The following is a 26421-nucleotide window of genomic DNA, read 5'->3' on the forward strand; positions in this document are numbered from 1 at the left end:
GGCATAGGGGTTGCCGTTGAGGGTGACGGTGTAGGTGTAGCCGGTTTGGACGAGGCTGGAGAAACTGATGGTGCTCGACTGCGGCACAGAGGTGCCCGCGGCCGTGATCGGCGTGATCGTCGCTTGGGTGACGGTGCCGGCGGCGGCGAAGATGCCGGCCTGCGTGACGGTGCTGTTGGGATCGAGCGTGATGCCGCCGCTGGTCGCGGTGTATTTGAGTTCGAGCTCGTTGCCAGTGCCGACGATGGTGGGGTTCAGGATGATCTTTGGCGTGCTCGCGAGCGTGCCGCGGAGGGTGATGGTGTAGCCAAACACGTCGACGACGTCGTTGTCGTAAGCGCCCGAAGTGTCGTTGTCGTGGCCATTGCTGTCGGCGACGCGGCGTTCATAGATCGTCCCGGAGGCGTCGATGATCACATTGCCGTGGAGTTTCTGGGCGCCGGCGATCGCGCCAGCCTCGACGTGGTCGAGGTAGAGATCGCCCGCCGCCTTGATCGTGATGTCGTCCCCGGCGCGGTCGGCGACGTTGTGCACTTCGCGCACATATTGCGTGCCACCGGAGGTAATCTGAATGCTGCCATCCTGCGCGATGACCGAATCCACGTAGAGGCCCGTGGCTTCGTTGATCTCGATGTTGCCGGTGGAGGTCGTGAGGGCGTTGAGGCGGTCGATCAGGGTGTTGAGCTGGATGCCGTGCGCCGCGTTGACGTTCAGGATGTAGGCGATGAAGACGGACGCGCCATCGGAGACGATCGAGTCGGCGGTGATCGAGAGAACGCCGGACTGGGCCGCGTCGGCGGCGATGATGCCGCCGAGGACGGTGAGCGTCCCGGCGACGTTGAGCGTGACGTTGCGCGCCGGATCGTAAGCCGAGAGACCGCCGATGAAGCCCGAGAGCGTCTGGCTGCCGGTCAGCGTGACCGCGATATCAAGTTTCGCGCGCAGTTCAAAGTGACTGGCGGGAATCGTCGCGAGCTGGAGGTTGATGTAGCCGGAGGGCGCGGTGACGGTGGTGACGTTGCCTTGGCCGGCATTGTTGACGTCGACGGCGGTGGTGACCGGGTTGATGCCCTTCGCGGTAATCTTGACGTTATTGATGGTGCTGCCGCTCGCCAGGATGCTGCCCTTGACGATGACGTCGGCACCGGAGGTGAGCTGGACGAGCGTGCTAGCGGTGATCGTGCCGTCGATGGAGATGGTCGAACCGGTATCGATGATCACGGTGCTCGACGAGATGTTGCCGGGGAGAAGCTGAGTCGCGGCGCCGTTCGGACGGAAGACGAGGTAGTTGCCGGCGTGGTATTCGGTGAGGTCCGGCCCGGTGAAGAACTTGTAGAGATCGACCACCGTCGCGGCCGAGAAGGCGACGCCGCGCGTGAAGGTGAGCGAGTCCGTGGAAACCTGCGTCTGGCCCACGATGGCTGCATTGCCAGCGCCGGCGGAAATCGTGACCGTCGCGCCGCTGCCCGTCGCCGTGTAGGTCGCGTCGGCGTCGATCAAGCTGGCGAGACCGGACACAATCTGCGGCAGCGTGTTGCCGGCGGCTGCGACGTAGTTGAACGCGGTGTTCCCAATGACCACGCGGTAGGTGGCACCGGTGACGACCGCGACGTCCGTGAAATTGACGGTGCGGGCATCGTTTGCGGTCGCACCGGTGGCGTTGACGAGGATGCCGCTGGAGCCGGCAACCGATGGGGCGACGACGGTCACGCTGCCGGCCGCACTGGTGAGGCGAATGGTGTTGGCGCGCACCACGCCGTCTCCGGCAACGGTGAGATTGTTTTGGGCTTGGACGGCGACGGTGGTTGATCCGCCTGCGGCCGCAGACGAGACCGCTTTGGTGATCCGCAAGCCGACGTTGCTCTCCAGCGCGCCATCGGTCTCCGTCAGGTTGACGTCTCCGGCCGTCGTTGTGGCGGCCAGGCTGTTAGCGGCGATTTCCAGGTTCGTGATGCCTGTGCTGGCATTAAGCGTGATCACGTTGCCGATCACATCGACCGCGGCGTCGTCGGCGGATTCGGTGATCTTTCCACCGGACGAGGTCAGGGTGACATTGCCGGCCGAAGTAAAGCTGGTGACGGCGTTACCGTTGAGGTCGGTGAGGACGGGCTTGTCGGCAGGAGTGGCCAAGTAGATGCCGGCATTGACGCGGCGCACCAGGATATCGCCGGCCGCGGTGATCGTGATGTTGTTGCCGGTCTGATTCGAATCGCTGTGCACGTCCACCAGTTCAACCGAGCCCGCCGCGGTGAGGTTCAAACTGCCATTCGCGATCGCAACGGAAGTCAAGACGAGCGGCAGAGACGTTTGCGTGAGAGTCACGTCGCCCGCTTTCGTGGTGGCGAGCGTAAGCGTGTTGGCCGCGAGCGCGAGGTTGACCGGACCGAACGCTGCCACCGCGACGTCGTCGGCGGTGATCGTGCCGGTATGAGTGAGGGCGCCTTGCGCCGAGAGCACCACGTCGCCGCGACCACCGGCGGAAATTGTGCCGACGGCGATGTTGGCGGAGGCGGGATTCGGATTAGCGGTCGTCGGCACCACCATGTTGGCGGTGAGGCTGATGTCGTTGCTGTCGCTCGTGCCGAGTGTCTTGACCGAGGTCGCGGTGATGCTGCCAACGGTCGTCACAGCGATCGCCCCGTCGGCGGCGGTGATATTATCGAGCGCGATGTCGCCTTGATTGGTCAGGCTGATGTTGCCCGGAGCGGAGAGCGTGAGGTTTGCGTGAGCGACGCTGGTGTTGAACTCCAAGGAGCCTTCGGCGGATGCGGTCAGGAGGTTGCCGGTGATGTAGCCCACAGTCTGCGTGATCGTGCCGGCGGCGGCGCCCAGGGTGACGTTGCCCGCATCGAGCGTGGAGCCGGTGAGCGTGATGTTGCCGCCCGCGAGGCCCGCCCGCAGCGTGAGGTTGCCGGCGGAGTTGGCGACGTTGGCGTCGAGAACGGCCAGAATGTTGCCGATGATGCTGCCGGACTTGCTGCTGCTTTCGCCCGCCAGGAGGCTGATCGAATGCGGCGCGGTGACGGAGCCGGTGAGCGTGACATTGCGGGCGGCGGTGGCACTGATCGTGCCATTGGTTCCGGCGGCGGTGACCTGACCGCCGAGCGAAAGATCGGTCCCGGCGGTGAGCGCGATGGTTCCGGCGACGGCGCTGGTTGTCAGATTGGCCGAACTGCCGATCGTGAGCGCACCACCGGCGGTGAGGGTAATGGCATTGGCGGCTTTCAGCTGCGAAATTGATTCGATTTCAGCGCCGGGAGCGATGGTGCCCTGCACTTGGAGCGAAGAACCGGAGGTGATTGCGAGGGTGTCCGTGCCTGTCACCCAACCGCTGAGTTGGACGGCGCCGCCTGCGTTGATGGCGACGGACTTGCCAGCGATGGACTCACCCGCGAAGGAACCCGAGAGGAAGGTGGCCGTGGTGTAGGTGACTGCGGTGACCGAAGTCGTCTCCGTGGTCGTGGTCGGAACATCCTGCCACAACGTGATGTGGTCGGGCGGATCGTTGACCACGACTTGCTGCTGCGAGGTTTTGTAAACCGGACGGGATTGGTAGATATCCTGGGCCTGGGTCGTGAGAGTGTAGCTCAACTTGATCCGCTGATCGTAGATCTTATTGGCGTTCGACGTCATCTGGTAGCTGTAGTCGTGCTGCGTCTCAAAGACGTTACCGTAAACGATCAGGCTCGAGATTTCGTCGTTCCAGTGGTCGCCGATCCACGGATTCGTGGAGTAATCGGTGCGGCTCTCACCGCCGTAGTTGATGTCCCAGTAAAGCACCACTTTCCGCGTGGTGTCGCCGTTGAAGCTGAGGGAGCTATACTCGTCGTTATGTGAACTCCCGACCCATGACGTGCCGCCGTTGGTGAAGCGGTCGCCGTAACCGCCAAAATTGATGTGTTGATACATCGTTACGTCCCCGCCGCCTTGACGATAGCCGACGAGAACGTGCGAGCGCGAAGAATCGGTCAACTGGGACAAGGACGCCGTATGAAGCGTGAGTTCGTCGTAATAGGTCGGAGACGAATAGATGAAATTCTGCCCCAGTCCGTTGTTGATCGAATTTTGCGCCGGGGTCGGGGTCTTCCACGTCCACTGGGGATCATAGGTCCGCGTCGGCGTAATCGTGTTTGCACTGGTGCTGCCCGGGGCGACGCCCGTGATCGCGTAGTGCCGTACACCGGTGCCATCGAGATAGGAAACCGACCAGCGGGCGGCGCTGTTGTCGTCGTCCCAACCTGTTTGAATGTTAATGCCGAGTACATTCACATACGCGTTCTGATAGGTCGACTTGTCCTGCCGATAGTACACGTTGCCGACATCGGTGTAGGTGCCGACCACTCCCCCGCTCGGAGTCGTGGGGTTGTTGGCGTCGATGGTAACCCAAGTCCCGTCGTTGCGGCCATCGGCAGTGGTGTCGCCCGTCAGGTATTGCGCTGGCGCCGAAGTGACCACGTTGGCGATGTCTTTCTGGGCACCGGACGGCATGAGGATGTATTTGTCCTTCAGCCCCTTGAGCGGCAGATAATAAACGACGAGCGAGTTACTCGCCCAACTCGGCGTGTACGGTGCTGTCGAGGCAACGCCGCTGAGGGTTTTATGGTTAACCGGATTGCTGTAGCTGAAGCTGTACAGCCGCATGTAACCAGTGGAGTTGAGCACGGCCTGGCGCTGCGCGTCGTTAAGACCGGTGAAATCGAGGTAGCTGTCGGACTTGTAGTCGGAGGTGACCGACGTGGCGGTGCGGCCGAGGTGATCCTCATCGCCGGCATTGGACCAATTGATCTGACTATTGAAGTAGTCGACGCCTTCGATGAGGATCGCTTTGTATTTCGAGCCATCCGGCGCGTTCGGGTTATAGTAACCGATCTGCTCCAGACTGATGTCCATCGTCTGATACTCCGAGCCCACCTTGACTTGGGTGGTGCCGATTTCCTCGGTGATCGTGGTGTATTCCAAGTGTGACTTGGGCACGACAATTTCACCGATGGCTACCTTGGTTGAACCGGTGACTTTGGTGACGGACTGCGTGGTCGTATCGTAAACTGGCACCAACACGGTGCGCTCGCCCGTGACGCTGGCGTCGGCGGTCAGGATGACATCCCCACCCGCCCGCATCTTGAGTGCGCCGCCGGCCGTCACCGTGCCTTGCCCATTCACTTGAATGGTGCCGCCATGCAAATCGCTGGTCGCAATCGTGCCTTCAAGCTGGGCGCGCGTCTGCAGCGTGTTGACGCCCGCGTTCATATCCAAGGTGCCGGCGGAATTCACCAACCCGTCGACGTAGAGAAGGGAGTTCGCATTGATCAACATCCGCCCGGTCGTCGCCGTGACCTTTACGATGCCTTTGACGTAGATGACGTCGGCCGCAAGGTGCACCAGCGTATCGCCGATAATGATCGACTCGGGATGCGTGAGATCGACCTTGCCGTTGAGGAGGATGCTTTGCCGACCGTGGAAATAGTTGTCGGCCCCGCTGGCGGTTGCGTAAACGTGGCTGCCGGCGACGAGATTGATGCTGCCACCTTCGATCGCCACGTGGTCGCGGATATCGATCGTGCTGGTGATAATGACGTCGCCGCCGGTCGAATTGATCGTCAGCGAGGAAACCTTCGCGGCGGACGCAGGATTGCTCGGGTCGACCAACTGGCCGAGTACACCTTTAACCAGAATCGTATCGACGCCCGTGAGCGTGATGCTGCCCCCCGCCGCCGTGTCGACCGTGCCGCCGGTCAGTCGGTCGCCGTTGGCATCGAAGGTGAACTCATTAATATAGATCGAGAGGTGGGTGCCGTCAGTGCCCCCGGTGATGGAAACTTGATCGTAGGCGGAAACGAGATTGTCGATCAGGACGAGAGAATTGGAGAAGAGCGTTAGATCCGAACCGATGTTCGCGGCCTGCACGACGCCTGAGATCTGAATATCGCCCGTGGTGCGGACATCGATCGACCCACCGGTGATAGTGTTGGCATCGGTCCATTGGCCCTGACCTGACCGATCAAGCAGAATTGAGCTCAGATCCAGCACCGCGAAGCCGATCCCGTTCGCATCCATGCCGGATTGAATCTGGATGGCCCCTGAGGCCGCGAGGTAGCCGCCGGCAGGCACAACAGCGAAATTGGCGTCCAAGCCGTTGCCGCCAAGAATCACGGATTGTGTGCTGGTGATATAGAGATTCGAACCGGCACCGGTCCACGAAACATCGGTGGTGTCGCTGTCAAAATCCGAGCCCGCGATCACGCGCCCAACGATGACAATACTCTGGGCTTCAAGGCGGATCTGGCTGGCGGCCCCCGAGGAGAGGATGGAGGCGTCCGCGCCGATTTGCAGCGCGCCGGCGGCGGTGATCGCGACCGCGGAATTGCCCTCCAACGTCGCGCCCATTGGAGTCGAAGTGCCCGCCACCGGATCAACATTGCCGAGCGCAACATTGCCGCCCGAAATAATTGTAAGGCGTTCGCCGGCACCGCGGACCAGCAGCCGCGTGTCATAGGCGGCAACATCGCCGCCGGAGGTCACCGAGACGGAACCCGCGAAGCTGAAGTCGCCATGGAGCGCGATCGAACCGGTGGCGGTGAAAGTGATTTCGTAGTCGTCAGTCGCAGGCGTGGTCCGGGTGCTGATGATATGGCCGTCAATATCAAGTTGGCGGCCCTTGAAGTTGAGCTGGGCACCCGTCTCGATCCGTCCGGCTTGTGCGGCGACGGAGAGTTTGCCTGTGGTGGAGGTTATCTCGATCAGGCTGACGTTGGGATTATCGCGACCGACTGTATTGTTGATGACCACATCGTTCTGACCGGTGATCAGAATCCGGCCCGCGGTGCCGGTCGAAGTGAAGACAGCGGAGGGATCCGTTTGCACGCTGACTTCCCCGCTCTTCTCCGTGGTGCCGGCGGTGATGATGATGTCGCGGTCGGCGGTAAGGACGCCCTTGATTTCGATCGTGTTCTTGGCCGCGATGATGATGTCGGCATTGTGACCGCGGGCGATGAACGTGCCGGTGATGACGCCCTGGCCGCCGGGGTTCAGCACAATATTGCCGCTAAGGGTCTCGATCACACCCGAAGAACTCACTTCAAGATTCTGGCCGCCGTCGGGAGCGAAACCGCTGTAGAGATTTACGGCATTGTAGCCGCGAATCCAGCCGGCGATGTAGATCTTGCCGTTCGGCGCATTCGGCCGGCCCAGATTGGCCACGGATCCGAGTTGGCCGGCGTCGATGACATACGGACGGTTCGAGCTGGCTTGGCCTTCGCTCAACTGGGTGAACCCGAGTAGATTCGCCGCGCCGTCGGTCACCGCGTCAACGGACATTGCGGAGCCACCGGTCAGCATCAGGCGACCGTCATCGAGGCGGACCTTGATTTGAGAGGAATCAACGTGCGCCGTGCTGCCGATCACGGGCGTGCCTGAGGGCGAGATGAGGACCTTGAAATCGGTCGCCTCAATGGCGGTTTGAAGATCTGCCACCAAGTCGCCCAGGCCTGTATTATCCGCAGTTGCAGATTTCAGGAGTGTCACCACGCCCGAAATCGTGTTCGTGCCCAAGTCCATCGTCAGGCGGAACGAAACGTCTGAGGTCAGATGCCCATCCACGTATTGGGCGAAGTCGGCCGCGATCAGTTCCTGCACCCAAGCCGGCGCGAGCACCGACATGTCGCCAGCGGCGCTCAAGTTGATGATGGCATTTTGCTGCCAGGTCGCGAGGTGGACGTTGCCGCCGAGCACAATGCCCTGACCTTGCCAAAGATTGTCGGGCGTGGGGACGCCGGGATCATTGCCGCCGCGCACATCAATCAAGTGGCCGGCGGTAAGGTCGCGTCCCAAGCGGACTTGGTGACCCGCCTCGATGGTGATCGAGGAGGCGCCGCTGAAGTTCCGCGTCGTGCTGCCAAGGTAATCTCCCGCTGCATCGTAATGGTCGACAATTTCGCCGCCGGCGATGAGCAGGCCGTTGATTTCAGCATCCTGGCCGGAGCGGATGGTGATGGTGCTGTCGGGGTTGTTGGTCGCGAGACGGGCGCCGCCCGGCATCTTCACGCCGATGTCGTCGGAATTGCCGCCGCCGATAATTGTGATGCTCTGGGTCGCGCGGATCGTGCCGCCAATCTCGACATCCTCACCGTTCAACGACCGGGTCATGGCGCCGAGATAGACTTGGCCGCTCGTTGAGATCGCGACACTGGAGTTTTCGTCCGACCACGTCGTCGTCTCACTCAACAGGTGGCCATCGGTGTCGAACGACTGCGTCTTGTTCCCGCCGGACAAGATCGTGGAGGCGACCTGAACGTTGCCGACCGCATTGATGGTGACCGAACCGCCGCTGTTGTCTGAGGTGTAGCCGGCCGCGCTGAGGCCGGACGCTGTCGTGAGAACGACGGACAAGCCGGCATCGTCGAGGCTGGGCTGATCGGTGGTGGTGAGCGTGACGCTCTTCGCGGCCGCCAAAACTGTATCAACGTAAATGCGTTGGCCGGCGTTGACGAAGATGGTCGAATCCGGGCCCTCGAAGGTGACTCCGGTCGGTCCGAGCTTGCCTCCGGCGACCACGGCGCCTTCGAGGATCACGTCCTGTCCGCCGGCGATTTGGACACTTGTGCCCGGCGTCGTAGTGTTGAGCGTAGTCGTGGCGCTCACGTAGACGCTGACACCGTCGGCATTGGCTTGCTTCAGGTTCGTGCCATCGAGCGAGACGCCGCCGAGCACGGTGATGTCGCCCGTGACGTTGGCCTGGCCTTCCCAATACACCCAGCGGTCGGACTGGACCACGAGATCGGAATTTGCGCCGAGGAGATTGATGTTACCGCGGATAATCGCGTCTTCGGTGCCGCTGATGACGATATCCGTGTTGTCCTGCATCGTGGTCAGTGTGCCGGCGAGGAGGAAACCATAGCCGCGCTGGCCGAGGAGCGGATGGGGCGCTTCGATCAGGATCTCGTCGAAGACGCCGTCGTTCTGGTAGTCGCGGGCATCGATGACGTATTTGTGGCCGTCGGAATCCTGGACGATCCAACGATTAACGCCGGCCGCCGGGGTGCCGGCTGTGGCCAGGGAATCGTTGGTATAGTCGATCCCCTGGACAAACGTGGTGACCACCTGCTTACCGGCCGACGCCGCGGCGTTATAATAAACGTCGCCTTCGTAGTGGGTGTAGCCGCTCTGCGCGAGAACGCGGTATTGTTGGTCCGCCGTCAGATCGTCAAACGCGGTCCCGGTCGCCGGCACATCCACGTCGCTCCAGCTAATCTCGCTGTTCTGGTAGTCCGTGCCGGCGGCAAAGGTGAGGCGGAATTGATCGGCGGGCGCGGCCACCACGTTGTGGTAAACGACTCCCTTGAAGAGGCGATAGCCCGTCTGAGCCAGCACCACGGCCTGCTGGTCGGTCGTCAGGGATTCGAACTTCGCACCATCGTCGGGCTTGTCGACCGTGCCCCAAGTGATGTCCGCGTTATGGTAGTCGTCCCCTTCGACCAGAATTTCGCGAATTTGGTCTCCCGCCGCCTTGCTGGGGTTATAATACACAGGGCGACCGAAAACATCGTAGCCGAGGCTTTGCACGACCACCAAACGTTGGGCCGGAGTCAGATTCTCGAAGGTGGTGCCATCAGCCGGTGCCGCGACGCCCCCCCAGTCGATCTGGTTATAGGAGAAGTTCGGCGCCTGACCCTGAGTGAAGCCAGCCACCAAAGCCAATCCAAGGCTGGCGGCGGCGTTGAAATAGACGGTGCTGTTGTAAGTGGTATAGCCGAGCGCCGCCGCCACGATCGTCTTTTGCGCAAGGCTTAAGCTGGCAAAACCCGCATCAGCCGCGGGCGCACCGGCCGCGCCCCAGTAAATATCGGCGTTGCGGTAGTCGTTCACCGGGCCTTGGGAGAAGTCGTAGACTAGCTTCAGGCCCGGCACCGCGTTATAGTTGAAGAACGCATAACCGTCGTCTGTCCCGTAGCCGAGCGTCCGCGCCACCACAAGTTTTTGAACAAGCGAGAGGTCCGCGAAAGCGGTGTTGCTCGCCGGCGCCACGACGTGGCTCCAGTTCACGCTGGCGTTGTGATAATCCACGCCTTCAACGAAACCGAGGCGGTAGCGAGCCGATCCGGCGGCGTTGGGATTGGTGTAAACGACGCCGGCAAAAGGCGCGTAGCCGTCCGCCGCGGTGGCGGAGATCTCCGCCCCGGGCGCCGCGTTCGCATTATAGTAGAGCGGTGCACCCTTGTAGAGATCGTAGCCCAAGCTCTCAATGACGACCAGCCGCTGGGCCGCGGTGAGATCATCAAATGTTGCGCTCGCATCGGGAGCCACGACGCCTGAGGTGGACCAATCGATCTGTGCGTTGCTGTAGTCGGAGCTTTCGCCCTGGCTGAAGGTCGTGAGCACTTGCCGGCCTACCGGCGCCGATGCGTTGTAGAACACCGGCCCGTTCAAGGTGGTGTAGCCCAAGCTGGTGGCTACCGCCTGCTTTTGGGCAGAAGTGAGAGAGGCGAACGTCGCGTTTGCCGCGGGCGCACCCGCTGCGCCCCAGTTAATCGCGCTGTTTTGGTAGGCCGGCAAATCTCCCTCAACCAGAACGGTGGCGAAGACACCCGTCGTAGCGTTGTAGTAGGCTCCATCGGTATACACCGTGTAGCCCAACATGGTCGCCACGGCCGCCTTTTGGTCGGAAGAGAGGCTGCTAAACGGCAGAAAGTTGTCGACCGAGACGGCCGTCGCGTCGTTACCGAGTGTCAGATGCTTCGTGGCGAGGGCGGCGCGCAGATCGGCGGAGATCGTGCCGCTGTTCAGCGCGTCGATAATAGCTTGGGTGTAAGCCACCGTGACCAAGGTGGGACCAGAGAGGTAGTCAAAATAGTCGGCAAAAGAATGCACAGTCGCCCCTGCCGAAATGGTCATGGCGCCGCCCGCGCTGACGGAGCCGGCCAATTCGAGTTCTCCGCCGGCGGCGATGGTGAGGGTCGTGTCGCGCCCGACCAAGTGCGGCACGGGTGTATCGCCATTGAAGGTATATTGCACGCCCGCCGAAATCGCACCACCCGGGTTGAGATGAAGATAGGTGCTCGACCGCAACGTGATCGTTGAGCGATTGCCATAGACGGAGACGAACGCGCCTTCATCGATCGTCAGGCTCGTCCCGGCGGTCATTTCCACGGACGCATCGTCTCCCGTCGCAAAGATCGCGGTCGCACTGACAATCGATGCGCTCGTGGTGACGATCACACGGCTGCCATCATTCAAGCTGCCGAAGATGCTGCCGCGATCGGCGGTGATGCTGTTGGGTTCATCCCCGTAGCCCACGATTTGATTGACGCCGGTGGTGCCGTTGACGGTCACCTCGAGCAGGTCACCGCCGCGCAGCCAACCGCTGACGACGAGCTGTTCGGTGATGTTGATATGGGTGCGCGGAGCAGTGACGCCGGAATCGGGTGCTCCCAACGGGTCGCGGACGTTGTTGCGCAGGACCTCCATGTAGCCCCCGACAAACGTGAGGTCTGTGGTGGACTGAACGTCGCCCTGCACCACGATGTGATCGGCGACGAGCACGGCGGCATCCGTGAAGCGCGCCTTAAAGTTGAAGTAGCCGATCGTCTCGTCTTCGACGTCGCCGACATACATCATGACATTGCTCGCTTGGTGACCGATGGCGATCCCGCTGAAGCCGTCTTGCAGCGCCGACAGATCGGTCATTCCCAGATCGAGATAACCCGTTGCACCCGCCGTAGAGTAGTCGCGGCCGTAGGTCGACTGGGCCGAGCCGCCGATATGATAATTTTGGAGCGGGCTGGTGGAGCGAATGGTCAGCGAGCCGAGGCCGCTCACTTTATCGTCGCCGGAGACAAAGTCCATGTCGTCGGCAGTGAGGCGAATATTGCCGCCGCCGTTGGCGGTGGAGAGAACACCGCTGGCCAGCGTGAGCAACGCTTCACGGCCAGCCAGCTGGACATCGATCGCACCTGCGGCGGTATAGAGTCCGCCATTGGTTGAGTTGTCGTCGACAATATTGAGATCGTCAGCTTCGCGGACCGTGAGGTTGGCCAGCAAGCCCGCGGGGGCGTTGTTGACGACCGAGAGTTCGGCGAGCTGGGTATTCAAGGTGCCGTCGATGCCGCCCGCGGTGTGAATACTGAGCAGGGCGGTCGGCGCCTTGAAGATGATATTTTGGACGTTGAGGACACCCGCTGCATCAATGAACAGATCGGTCGCGCCCCAGCTCGCATTCGGCGCACTCTTGAAGGTGGTCGTGGCCGCCGAGTCCGTGATTTCCACCCGGTCGACGTTGTCGTCGAAATCGAGCGTGCGGTTTTGGTAGAGAAACTCGTGGTTGTTGAAGTTCAGCGCCTCGGTCGATGTCAGAGGATCGATGATGACGCGGTCGAAGCCGGCGCCGCCACCAATGTAGGCGTAGCCGCTCAGATTAACATGGATGGTGTTATTACCGCCGCCGAGGGAGACGGTGTCGCTGCTGCCGTCAAGGTAGAGGGTATCGTTGCCACTACCGGTGCTGATGACATTGGTCCCGGAGCCCATGTCGATAACGACATCACCGCTGCCGCCGATAAAGGAGTCGTCACCATCATCCCCGTAATAGTGAATGCCGCTGACGCCGCCACCGACGAGCTGGTCTTTCCCCGCGCCGCCGTGAATGGTGCTGGAACTCGCGCCGCCCGCGATAAGGAAGACGTCATTGCCGTCGCCGCCATCGAAGACGAGTTTCGCGGTCACGCCGGCGGCGACTTGGATGGAGTCGTTGCCGTCACCTCCGTCCGCGATGATGGTATTGATGCCGTAGTATACAGAGGTGACGCCCAGCGAGGAGACACTCAGGCCGCCGTCGCCGTTGGGCTTGATCAGGTAGCTTTCATTCTTGATGTCGGCGTATAGGTCTTTGCCTGGCTGGTCGCGGTAGATGCCGCGCGGACCCATGTTGAGGTAGAGAGTATCGCCCACTTGCGTGGCGATGATGGGGGGTGCGCCCCAACTCCACGACATGCCTACGGAGAAACTGATGCCGACAATCGTGACCCGCAGGTTCATCGAGGCGTTGGCTTCGGTGAGTTTGATGGTAGCGTCCACGCCGGCCAAGGTCGCATGAATCTTGAACAGACCCATGTTGATGGAGAGGTCCAACGATCCCCAGAAGTGACCTTCGAATCCGCTATCGCTAAACGTCAACGACATCCCGGCATTGAATTCCAGCGGCCCCAGATCGAGCGAGACGCTGACCGTGCCGTTGATTTTGAAGTGCCCGTCGGACCGAATATAGCCGCTGATGCCAACGGTAATGAAGTTGAAGAAGTTCAGGTTGGCGTGGTCGATCCGCAGTTCGAAGACGTTGTCAACGACGCTAATAGAGCCCTGCACCGCGACGGTGAAAGCGATCAGCTTCATCGTGCCATCGATGCCGATTCGATACGTGTTGCCCGTGACACCGGCGTGCGTCGAGGTGCCGGTGTTCATCTCAATCAGGGCTGTCGCGTCGATGCCAATGGGGCCAAGCGCCAGCGAAGCTGTGGTAGAAATGCTCAGCGCGAACACGACGCCTTCCGATTCAGTATTGAGGAAAGCCGCCGCTCCCTGCACCGCCAGGATGCCAATCCCGATGTCGAGTTGCATGTCGAGATTCGCCTCCAGCCCCTCATCGCTAAAGATGAGTTCCAACCGCCCCTTGAATTCGATCAAATCGATCAAGGTGAGTTTGGCCCCTACCATGATTCGATAGGTGTGCGCGGCGATCGTCCCCGCTTTGAGACCATTGCCGATCAGGCTGCCGTCATCGGCTATGTTGAGTGTTTGGATGCTTTGGGCCGTATCGGTGCTGTTGATCTCCATTTGGAACGTGCCCGTGACTTTGATCACACCGCCCAGATCCACCTGCCCGGCCAACTGGAGGGAGCCCACTACGCCTTGGTCGTTGATCTTAAGATAGCCTGACGCGGTCAGTGTGCCAATGAAGAGCTCCGCAGTGGCATTGACCTGCAGCTCCAGTTGAAACGCTTCGAACTGAATACCAATATAGAAATCCCCGTGCAGCTTGATGAAGCCCGCGACCGTTAAATCGCCCGAACCGCGCAGGACCAGATAGGCTCCCGCGGGGCCTTCGCTCCCATCGATCTGCGGTGCTCCGGCCGTGATCGTAACGGTCGTATAGCTGACGTGTGCCTTCAGGGAATCGGGGACCGTGTAGACGAACGCCTCACCCGTGGTGTTGAGGTAGAAGCCAAACGAAGCGTCAAAGTCCAGGACGCTCGCGAGCGTGAAGTTGGCATCCAGTTCCAGCTTCATGCCGACGCCCGCGCTTGTGATCGCCATCAAGCCGAGGGCGTGCGCGGAGAACAACTGCGTCCCGGCAATATTGATCGAAGCCGTCGCATCGATGAACATGACCATCTTCTCGTTGGTGAGCTCGAAGTCGAAAATGCCTTCGACGGAGAGCACGCCGAAAATGTCGACCTTGAGATGACCGCTCGCCGCAATGCGGAGGTTGTCGAAGTCGAGCACGACGGGCTCGGCATCGTTGCCTGTAGGCACGGCGAAGCTGCCACCCGCAAAGCTGTGCTGAAAGTCGACGACCGCCAGGCCGCTGCTGATCGACCCGCCCAAATTCACTTCGACTTTGAAATCGGTGGCTTCGGCCGTGAGGCCGCTGATGCCGACCAAGCCTATAAAGCCCACCGATAGTTTACCTGCGAAATAGAAACTCGGATCGGTGACATCCACCGATTGCATGAACATGAAGCCCGCATCCAGGTTGCTGAGCGCGATGCCCACCGCGGAACCGTTGGTGGTGTCATTCTCGTCGATCTTACCGCTGCCGTCGGTGTCGGAGAAATAAGGTCCGTTGAAGCCGACGAAGCCGTAAACGTCGTTCATCCCCAGGGTCATCGTGCGGACGGTCTTATGCGACCCGTCGGACAGAGTGACGTCCTGGGTCGGCCCCAGCGAGAATTCCATGCTGCCAGAAATTTGGATTATGCCAGCGATTTGGATTTCCGCGTAACCGATCTTCAGACGGATGAGTTCGGTGCCAAAATCCAGGTCGACCGGATGCAGAGGATCGCCGGTGTCGAGGTGGTAAACGCCGTCCCGCGCTCCCGGGGCGGTTTCGTAGGTCGCCTTGAAGTCGATGCTCGGCGTCGGCAGCAGCATGGCCGCCACTGTCAGGCCGGGCACGTTGATATCGTTGAACTCGAGCACCAAATCGCGGCCGTCGAGTGTGATCACATCCCCCACTCCGACCAGTTGCACGCGATCAGTCGTGGCCTTGATCGCCATATATTTCACCGGCGAGGCGCCGTTGGGAATGACCGTCGGCGTCATGATCGCGATGCCGAGATTCAAGTTTTCCAAACTTAGCCCGATCGCGTCTGAGTTGACGGTGTCGTTGCTGTCGATGACCCCGTCATTGTTCGTATCGGACTTGTAGGGTCCGTTCAGGCCGACGAAGCCGTAAACCTGGGAGGCTCCAATCGTCATGAACTCAACCTCCTGCGTGAACGAGTGCCCAAAGCCATCGTTCACCGTGACGGTTTGCGTCGGGCCTTTCACGAAGGCGAATGAACCGCGCAAGTAGATGAAGCCCGCGACCTGCAACGTCGCCATGCTCGTGGCGAGCTTTAGAATCCGGGAATCGAAATCGAGATAGATGGGGTCGCCGCCGGTGCCGACCTGCAGCCCGGCCGGTTCTCCGATCAAGCCATCGCCGTCGGAATCGACGCCGGCCGCTTCCGCCGGGAAGCTCGCCTTGAAGTCGATGAACGGCGAGATCGGCGAGGTAATCGAGCTGCCGTTGACCTCGACGTCGACGTCCTTCAACTCGAATTTGAAAATGTCGCCGCCACCCACGAACGCCACGCTGCTTGCGGTCGCCCGCAACGCGTAGAACTTGGGTGTATATTTGGCCAGTTGCGCCGGGACGATCGTCGGTTCGAGGATCGCGAGCGCAAAGTTGAAGTCGTCGATCGCAAAGCCGATGGCCGAATCGCTTTTGCTATCGAATTCGGTGATGCGGTGGTCGCCATCGGAATCGGTCCAATACGGGCCACCGATGCCGACGAACGCCCGCACGTGGGACGCCCCGAGCGTGATCGTCGACATTTCAATATTGTCGAACTCCGTTGGCAGGCCGAGCGAATCCGCGATATCGCTGCTTACACCGGTATTTATCGTGGTGCGGTAAGCCGGCCCTTTGAGGAACGAAAACCCACCGTAAACTTCGACGAAACTCGCGAGACGTATCTCGGCGTAGCCAACCGTGAGGCCAATGCGTTGCTGCCCGTCGAACGCCAGGTAGACCGGATCCCCTCCCGTTTCGACCTTTAGCCCGAGAGGATCAGTGTCGTTGGCGGGGAAGCTCGATTGAAAATTGATGACGGGCGCCCAGCCGGTTCCTTTGGCGAAGCTCCATTCGTCGCCGTAATTCACTTCGACGGTGATGTCTTCGGCGCGGACTGTGAACCAATCGCCGAAGCCATAGGTGCCGACTTCCGCCGCCGTAATCTTCAGCGCATACATTCGCGGGACGTCGATGCCCAAGACCGATTCGGCGTTAAAGATGCCCAAGCCCACGTCGACATCGCGCATGCCGAAGCCGATGAGATCTTGATCCGCAAAGTCCTTGGAAAAGTCGGGGGTGCCGTAGCCGATGAAGACGCTGACGTTCGATGCGCCAATAGTGATAGCGCTGACGGCGACGTTGTGCAGCGTCGCGAGATCGCTGGAGAAGTCGGGTTTCAGGAAAGCGGGCAGCTTTATAATCTGATCCAGCAAAGCGCTGAGCGAGTCGCCCGCGAGATCCGTGAGATTGCCCGGGAAACCGGTGGCAACGTCGACTTCGTGCCGATCGCCAAAATTGAAGGCGAAGTCGCCTTGCAGATGCACAAACCCTCCGAGGTTCAACGTCAAATCCGGTATCTCCAACAGCCCGGTGAGCGAGAACCCAAAGTCGGGATCAAATCCGATGGAAAGATTGAGGTTCTTGAGGAAGTCGAATGCGCCCTTCAAGAAATCGAGCGAGTCCGGCAAATCGCCCAAAAGATCGCCCAAGCCTGCCAGGCTCAGTCGCGGCAACCCGCCCAGATCCAAAGAGAACGAAAAACTGAAGCTGCCGCTGATGGTGAAGAGCCCGAGCAAACCGAGGTTACCGAGTCCAATATCCAACGAAAGCAGGTTCGTATTGAAATCGATGTCCAGGTTCAGGCCCGGCAGCGAGAAACTGAGTCCGCCAAACGAGGAGAAATCGACATAGAATCCCGGCAGTTTGCCGACATTCAGAGAGAAGGAGATATCGAAGGCGCTCAGGCTCAGCCAGTCCGAGATGTCAAAGGATCCCAGACCCGGAATATTGGCCACGCCCACCAATGCCGCCGAGCCCACGTGCGCGGTAAACGCGTAGAATTGCATGTTGGTGATGTTCACCACGCCGCCGAGCGACGGCGTCACAATGGCCAACGCGAAACTCAGGTCGCCGATCGCCAGACCCAGCGCTCCGCTGGCGACGTGCCCGCCAATGTTATCCGTCCAATATGGCCCGCCGATGCCCGCGAACGCGTAAACATGGGAGGCAGAGATCGTGAGGACTTCCGCGGCCGCTTGCACCACGATCGGACCGGCATGGAAATCGACCAGCGAAATGGTCTGCTTCTCAAACGCGAACGCGCCTTGCACGCTGACGAATTGCGAGAGCGTCAGGCGCGCGTAGGTGGTTTGCGCCAGAATCCGGCTGTTTGTATAGTCGATTACGACGGTGTTTGCCCCGATGGTAAGTTGCAGCCCGGCCGGATCGGTGCCGTTGGCCGGGAAGCTGGTGGCAAAATTCACCGCGGTGCCGAGCGGACCCGTGTTCACCTCGACGGTGATGTCTTGGATCGTGAGATCGAACAAATCGGCACCGAAGCCGACGAACCCGATCTGCGTAGCCGTGGCTTTCATCGCCACATAGGTCTGATTCCCCACCACCGTCTTCATCACGACCAACGCCAGATTAAGATCGTCGATAACAAAACCAACCGCGGCATCATTTACTGTGCCGTCCGCGTTGCGGTAAGGGCCATCTACGCCCACGAACGCCTCCGCATTTTCAATGACGAGCGTGAGAGTGTTTACCGGCACGTCATGCAGCGTGCCCAGCGTGCCGCCCACGATGTCGACGTTGGCTTTCTCCCCCTGCGAGAAGGCCACGTCGGCCTTCAAATAGACAAACCCTGCCACGTTGAGGGTCGCATCCTCCACCGAGCCGCCGATGACGGCTGTCGTGAAATCCAGCACCACCGACGCACCGCCCGTCCGAATTTCGAGGCCGGGAGGGCCCACGCTATTCGGGAAACTGGTGGCGAAGTTGATTACCGCGCCCAACGGGTTGTTGGATTGATTAAGCTGAGCGGTGATGTTTCCGGCCGAAAGCTGGAAGACGTCGGGATCGAAACCATAGAGCGCGACCGACGCCGCGGACAACTTCATCGCCGTATAGGTAAAACCGCCGGCCTTGATCTGCGTGAGACCGAAACTCACACCCTCAACTCCGAACCCGTAAAGAGTGTCAGCCTGCTGGGCGAATGTTTTGGCGGGGTCGATCTGCCCATCGATATACCCGACAAACGCACTGATATCGCTCCCTCCGACGCTGAAACCATCCGCCGCACCCAACGGGAGCGAGAGGCTGGACTTAAGCGCAGTCGCACCATACGAAGCCTTTTCGAAGCCGATGCCGCCCCGGAAGTAAAAGAACCGATAGACCGTCAGCACGGCTTCGCCGGCGAAGATTCCCAAACGTTCACCGGAAGTGTAATCGAGCGTCACATCGTCGCCCCCGGTGCGGACGGTCAGCCCGCCGTCTGCGAAACTCTTGGTGAAATCGAGTGCCTTGCCCTGCAAGGTGCTTTGGTTGACCTCCACATCCACATCAGTCGCGGAGATCTGCATGATCTCGTCGTCGATGCCGTAGATTTTCATCGTATCGGCGTGCGCTTTGACCGCGGTGTAAGTCTGCCCGCCGGCCTTGATTTGCACGACCGCAAAGGAAACCCCTTCGACTCCAAATCCGTAGAGATTATCCTTCTGTTCCTCAAAGCTCTTCGTGGAATCAATTGCGGTCGTGGCATAACCCACGAACGCACTGATATTGCTGCCTCCAATGGTAAACCCGCTTCCACTTCCGATGATCGGCAGCCCGTTGTTGAGCGAATTCGCCGACACCGCGAACTTCTCGAAACCCAAGCTGCCGCGGAAGTAGACGAAACGATAAATGGTCAGCAAAGCCTCGCCGGTAAATATCCCCAGCCGTTCGCCCGCATCGTAATTGATTACCACATCGTCGCCGCCGGTGCGGACCGTGAGACCGGCGGTCCCAAAGCTGGCGCCGAAATCGAGACCTTTGCCGGCCACGGTGCTTTGGTTGACCTCGAGATTCACATCGCTCGCCGAAATCTGGAAAATTTCCGGATCGATGCCGTAAATCTTCATCGTATCGGCGTGCGCCTTCACCGCAGTGTAGGTCTGTCCGCCGGCTTGGATCTGCACCATGCCGAATGAGACACCTTCAACGCCAAAGCCGTAGAGATTGTCCTTCTGCTCGTCGAACGTTTTGGCGGAATCGATGGTTGTCGTGGCGTAGCCGACGAACACGTCAATATTACTGCCACCGATCGTGAAGCCCTGGCCGCTTCCGGCAATCGGCAGACCGTTGTCGAGCGTGCCTGCCGCCGTCGTGAATTTCTCAAAACCGAGACTGCCGCGGAAATAGACAAACCGGTAAACCGTCAGCAGCGCCTCCCCTACGAAGACACCGAGCCGTTCGCCCGCACCATAATCGAGCACAATGTCGTCCCCTCCCGTGCGCACGGTAAGTCCGTCCGTGCCGAAACTCGCTCCGAAGTCCAATGCCTTGCCGACGACGGTGCTTTGGTTGACCTCGAGATTCACATCGCTCGCCGAAATCTGGAAGATTTCCGGATCGATGCCGTAAATCTTCATCGTATCGGCGTGCGCCTTCACCGCCGTGTAGGTCTGCCCGCCCGCTTCGATCTGCACCATGCCAAACGAAACGCCTTCGACACCAAAACCGTAGAGATTGTCCTTCTGCTCGTCGAACGTCTTGGCGGAGTCGATGGCTGTGGTGGCGTAGCCGACGAACACGTCAATGTTGCTGCCCCCGATCGTAAAGCCTTGGCCGCTTCCGGCAATCGGCAGACCGTTGTCGAGCGTCCCCGCCGCCGTCGTGAATTTCTCAAAACCGAGACTGCCGCGGAAATAGACAAACCGGTAGACCGTCAGCAGCGCCTCCCCTACGAAGACGCCGAGCCGTTCGCCCGCATCATAGTCGATGATCACATCGTCCCCGCCGGTGCGGACCGTCAGTCCATCCGTGCCGAAGCTCGTTTTGAAATCGAGGGCCTTGGTCGGCACGGTGCTGCGATTGACCTCGATATTAACGTCGGTGGCTGAGAGCTGAAAATATTCGGCATCGATCCCATACAACGCGACCGTGTCGGCATGCGCCCGGACCGCCGTATAGGTGGCTCCGGCAGCTTGAATTTGCACCACCGCAAAGTCGACACCCTCGACACCGAAGCCGTAAAGGTGATCGGCTTGATCCGCGAACGACAGCGCAGGATTGATCGGTTGGCTGGCATAGCCGACAAAGGCACTGATATTGCTTCCGCCGATCGTGAAGCCCTGACCAGCCGAGGTAATCGGCAGGCCGTTGTCGAGCGTGTTCGCGGCGACGGTGAACTTCTCAAAACCAAGGCTTCCGCTGAAATAGACGAATCGATAGATCGACAGGAGCGCAGATCCTGCGAACACGCCCAACCGCTCAGTATTATCATAAGTCAACGAAACAGGTGTGCCGCCCGTGCGCACCGTCAGCCCATCGGCCCCGAAGCTCTTTATAAAGTCGAGGGCCTTGCCCGGCACTGAGCTGTTGTTGACCTCAATATTGACGTCACTGGCCGACAATTGAAATATTTCCGGGTCGATACCGTAAAGTTTGACCGTATCCGCGTGCGCCGAGACTGCCGTATAGGTCTGGCCGCCCGCCGTCACCTTCACCATGCCGAAGTCCACATTTTCGACGCCAAATCCGTAGAGATTGGCCGCTTGATCGGCGAAAGACTGATCGCGATCCACGCCACCGCTCGCATAACCGACAAAGAGATCAACGCCACTTCCCCCGATGGCGAATCCTTGCCCCGCGCCGGCGATCGGATTCCCATTATCAAGTGTGCCGGCTTCATATGTCGCCTTTTCGATGCCAATGCTGCCTCGGACGTAGACGAAGCTCGAAATGCTCAACGTGGCGGTCTCCGCAAAGAGTCCAAGCCGCTCTCCCCCGGTGTAATCAAATATTGCATCGTTGCCGCCTGTGCGGACTGACAAGCCGCCATCAGCCGCGAAGGTTGTCGCAAAATCGATGGTCGGCGCACCTTTCACGCCGCCTTGATTCACTTCCACGGTGACATTCTCGAAAGACAGATCGAAGTCGGATGGGTCAAAACCGTAAACCGCCACGCTGGCGGCGCTCGCTTTGAGTGCTGTATAGTTTTTCCCGCCGGCCTTTACTTCCAAAAGCGCGAAGTCCACCCCTTCGACTCCAAAACCATATAGATTCGAACGTTGGTCGCTAAATGATTGGTCGGCATCAACGCCACCCGTTGCATAACCGACAAACGCCGAGACGTTGCTGCCCGTGATCGCGAGAACGCTTTCGGTGGTGGCAGTCGTGCCATCCGAAAGCGTCAGCTCATCGGCGGGCGTCGTTTGCTCAAAGCCGATCCTGCCGCGGAAATAGAGAAAGTCGAACAGCTCGAGTTGCACGTCGGCGGACGCGCGGGTGAGTTGCCCCCGCGATCCATCAGTCGAGATCGCGAAGGTCGAGCCAACACCTGTCAGCACGTCTAGCGGCGTGGCCGAAAAATCCAGCACCGTGGTGTTCGCGACGGCCGAAGCATCCGTTCCGGACGCTCGGTTGATTTCCAATTCCAGCTCGGTAACTGCCACTGTGACGCCGAAATTCTCAAAGCCTGTGGCAGTGATGCTGGCCGCGGTGGCCCCCAAAGTTGTCCACGTCCGATGATCTCCTGATGTCGCCGCCCCCGTCGGAGTGAAGAGTCCGAGCCCGAAATTGAGATCCGTGACCTCAAAACCAATCGCATCCGGTGTGCCGCCGTTGATGCCGACAAACGCGTTCAAACCATGGCCACCGATCGTTAGCATATCAACCGCGACGGAGGTCTTGTCCGCGTCCGCGAGCGTCACCGTTGTGGCTTTCTTCTCGATCGCCATCTCGCCGTTCAGCGACGCGAATCCGAAGAGGTCGATTTTAAGATTTCCTGTCGCTCGGAGGAGGTCGCCATCGGCGCCGGCGAACTCAAGCGCCATCGTCGTGGTCGACCCGGTTTTTACCTCGATAGGATCGGTGCTAAAATCGATTACGTTGGCGGAGGCGTCGTCGAGAAGGCCGAGCTGGGTGTTGATTTCGACTTCGATGGAATCAGCTGAAAGCGTGAGACCAGCGACACCGACGAAGCCGACCGAATCCGCGGTCGCATGAAGCGCGAGCCAACGCGAGGCAGTGTCCGTGGCGTTGGCGACCTTCTCGGTGAAGATGCCCAACGCAAAGTCGACGCCGGTTAAACTGAGTCCGAGCTTACCCGGCGTTCCGCCATTGATACCGGCGAACGCCGAGAGTCCGCTGCCGCCAATCGTCATGGCTCGCACATCGACTTCGGTGTCGTCCGCCAGTTTGACTGTGGTCGCGGCCTCGCGGATCGCGAGCGACCCGCTGACCTCGAAGAAGTCGCTCACGCGCAGGAGAATGTCGCCGCTGAGTTCCAATAGTTGGCCAACATTGCCCGCCATCGTCAGGTCGATCGTTGTGCCGTCGCCCGTCAGCACGCTTAACGCGTCGGTGTGGTAATCAATCACCTTCGAATCGGCGTCGTCGCTGGGGGATACGCCTGACACGCGATTGACGGAGAGTGCGATGTTCGACGCGGTGATCGCGAAATCCGGAATGCCGACCAGACCAATGCTCGCGGCCGTCGCCGTCAGACTGGTCCACGCCAGGCCCGCGCCTCCGGTTTCAGAAGCATCTGGCGTGAACAGAGCCAAGCCGAAGGTGAGGTCGTTGAGACTGAAGCCGACCGCTCCTGCGTTGCTGGCCGGACCGTTCACTCCCACAAACGTGGTGATGCCGTGCCCGCCGATCGTCAGCACCGTGGTGCTGACTGTCGTGCCGTCCGCGAGGGTGACCGCCTGCGGCTTGCTTTCGATCGCAATGCTACCGCTTAAGAACACGAAGTTCGCCACCGCAATTTCCGCTTGTCCCACCACGACGCGGACCAGGCGATCACTAAAATCGATGAGCACCGGCGATCCACCCGTCGGCACCGACAAACCACCGCCGGTCATCTGGCTGAAATCACCCGCGGTTACGAGGCCGGCCGGATCTTTAGCCACGTTTACTTCCACCGTGATGTTCGACGCTGTCAGCGTGAGCACGTCTTCGAAACCGATAAACGCCGCCGCGGCCGCCGAGATTTTGAGTGCCACATAGGTGACCGGTTGGGCGACGCCCGTTTGCTTCAGCAGTGCCAGGCCGAACGTAACATCGCCGATCGCCAGACCCGCCGCGCCGCTCGTCGTATGGCCGCCGGCGCTGTCGGTCCAATATGGACCACCGGTGCCGGCAAAGAGATGCAAATGCGAGCCGCCAATTGTCACCACATCAAGATCGCGCGAGCCGCCGTCGGACAACGACTCGACCACAGGGACGCCGCTTTCGAAGGCGAAGCCGCCGCGGAGATACACGAAGCCCGCAACTTGGATCAAGGCATCACCAATCGTCACGCTCGCAAACCCGTGATCGAAATCGATGGCGATAGGTGCGGCGCCCGTCTCCACCGTCAATGCGCCGTCCGCGAGCCCCATCGCCGTGAAGTCGCCCGCGGTGACCGCGCCGGACGCGTTGCTGGCCTTGTTTACGCCCACCGAAATATCGGTCGCGGAAATTTTGAGTATATCGTCCAACCCCACGAGGCTGGCGCTCCCGGCGGTGAGCTTCATGGCAAAGTATTTGACCGGATCGGCCACCGCGCCGGATTCGCGCAAGAGCGCCAATCCGACGCTGAGGTTGCCGATGGCGATGCCGATGGCCCCGTCCGCTGCCGGCGTGTCGTGCGTATCAACCACGCCATCGTTGTTGCTATCGACCCAATACGGCCCGCCCAAGCCGGCGAACACGTAGACGTTCGCTGCGCCGATCGTCAGAACATCGAGGTCGCGCGTGCCGCCCCCGGCCAGTGTTTCCGTAACGGATTGACCTTTCGTGAACGCGATCGCGCCGCGCACGTAGATGAAGCTGGAGACTTGGATGAGCGCATCGGCGACGCTCACCTGCAAAAGAGCCTCTGCATAATCAAGTGCGATGGTGCCCGCCCCCGTCGCAACGGCGAAGCCCGCGTTACTATTATATAGAGAGAGATTCACCGCGGCCACGGAATCTGTGGTCGACGGGTCGGCGGCGCGATTGGCCTGCACGGTCACGCCTCGCAGCGTCACAGTCACCATCGACTCGACGCCCACTAACGCCGCTGATGCAGCGGAGACCTTGAGGGCGAGGTAGCGTGCGGTGTCGGCGGTGTCGACGGGCCGCATCGCCAGAACCGCGAAAGAAACATCGCCCAACGCCAAGCCGACCGCCGGACCCGCGAGCGGCGTATCATTGCCGTCGATGACGCCATTGGCATCTGAGTCGGACCAGTAGGGGCCGCCGACGCCGGCAAACACATGAACATTCGCGCCGCCGACTTGCAGCGTTTCGACGTTTTTGGTCGATCCATCGGTCAGGGTTACAGTCGTCGTCACGCCTTGGGTGAAAGCGAAGGAACCACTCAGGTAGACGAAGTCGGCAATGCGGAGTGTTCCCCCGGTAATGCTCGCGCTCGTCGTGCGTTCGGAAAAGTCGAGCGTCACCGTTTCGCCGCCCACCGCGACTGCCAAGCCGCCCCCAGCCATTTGGGTGAAGTCGATTACGGGGGCCGGAGTCGCTTCGGTTGCAGCGGCGGAATGAGCGGTATTAATAGCGAGATCGACGCCGGTCGTGCTCAGTTCGACATCAGAGAAACCGACCAACGCCGCCGTGCCCGCGTGGGCCTTGAGGGCAACGTAGGTCGAAGTGTCAGCCTGGTCCGTGGGCGTAAACCACGCAAAGGCGACGTTCACGCCGGACAACGCCAAGCCCACCGCGCCTTTGTCCGGAGTGTCGGCGCCATCGATCACACCATCGTGGTTAGAGTCCTGCCAATATGGCCCGCCGGTGCCGACGAACAGATTTACATTCGCCGCCGAAACCGTGATGGCCTCCACCTGTTTGGGCGAGCCATCAACGTTAACGGAGAGGAACTGAGTGTAGGTCAGAGTAAACGTGCCCGACAGGTAGGCGAACTGCGAAACCTGCATTTCGCCGCTCACGGTAATGCTGGTCGGCACAAAGTAATCGGCGTTGAGCAGCTTGCTGAACGTATTCCGGTTCGCCGGTCCCGACAGAAACGCGGCCACCGCGCCGTCAGAAATATCGCGCACCACGAGCTTCACCCCGGTGCCGCTCTGGACGACTTGGAAATAGTGCGAGCCATCCGAGAATCCCGCGAGGCCGTCGGCATCCGCAAATTTGCCGGTGACGCCAGTTGCGGACAGAATGTCGAACGTATCGCCGGCCTGCGGCACATAGGCCGCGTCAACAGTGACCTCCAGTTTCCCGTTCAAGGTCGCCACGTTGCTGACGGAAATCTTCCCATAGTGCGTCGCATCTGTGATGCCGATGCTTACGGTATCGTCTGCGCCGAGCGCTAAGCTGCTCAAGGCGACTTCTCCGGTCGAACCATTCGCTTCAATCACCGAACCTGCAGCGGGAGCGGCCGGATTCCGCTGCACCTGCGCTGACTCTAAGATATCGCTATTTGCGGGCGGCCCTTGGCTGCTATGGAGACTAGAGACTAAAAGAGACGCTGGAGAAACGACGTTTTCCGGCGCAGGCGATGCTTTCTCCGACACGGCGACCGTGGGCGCACTCACAGGAATCGGCCGTTGCGTTGGTTTTACCGTCACCGTCGTGTGAGCTCGTCCGCGACCGACTTCCACCGCAGCCGGTGCGTCCGCTGCGTGACCTTCAGTGACAGGCGCCGATGGCAAAGCCGCTAGTGCAACGCCGTCAAAAAGGTCAGAGCCTTGGCTCGATTGCGCCGCATGACTGGTCAGCGCTGGCGCCAATTCAATCGCCCTATTGAGCGGGGTGAGCACGCGTTGCACGTTAGCCATCGGGGTCGCAGATAGCAAAACCCTGGCCTCAAGCGCCTCGATGAGGAACGCGGAAGCGGCGGGCTGACGTTCGAAGTTTGAACGGCGAGTGGGCAAGGACGAGGGCCGACCCTGAAG

The 26421-nt window shown here is 60.4% G+C and carries 1 protein-coding gene (running past one end of the window); it reads right to left on the reverse strand.

Going from position 1 to position 26421, the window contains the following annotated elements; genetic code table 11:
- Nucleotides 1-25848, reverse strand: the start of a protein-coding gene (locus K0B96_RS13835) for a hypothetical protein (RefSeq protein WP_220161473.1). 31203 nt of this gene lie to the left of the window's left edge; the window shows 25848 of its 57051 coding nt (coding positions 1-25848); it begins with the start codon at nucleotides 25846-25848; its stop codon lies off the left edge, out of view.
- Between the last annotated feature and the right edge of the window lie 573 nt (nucleotides 25849-26421).

Source organism: Horticoccus luteus, from assembly GCF_019464535.1.
Classification (GTDB): Bacteria; Verrucomicrobiota; Verrucomicrobiia; order Opitutales; family Opitutaceae; genus Horticoccus; species Horticoccus luteus.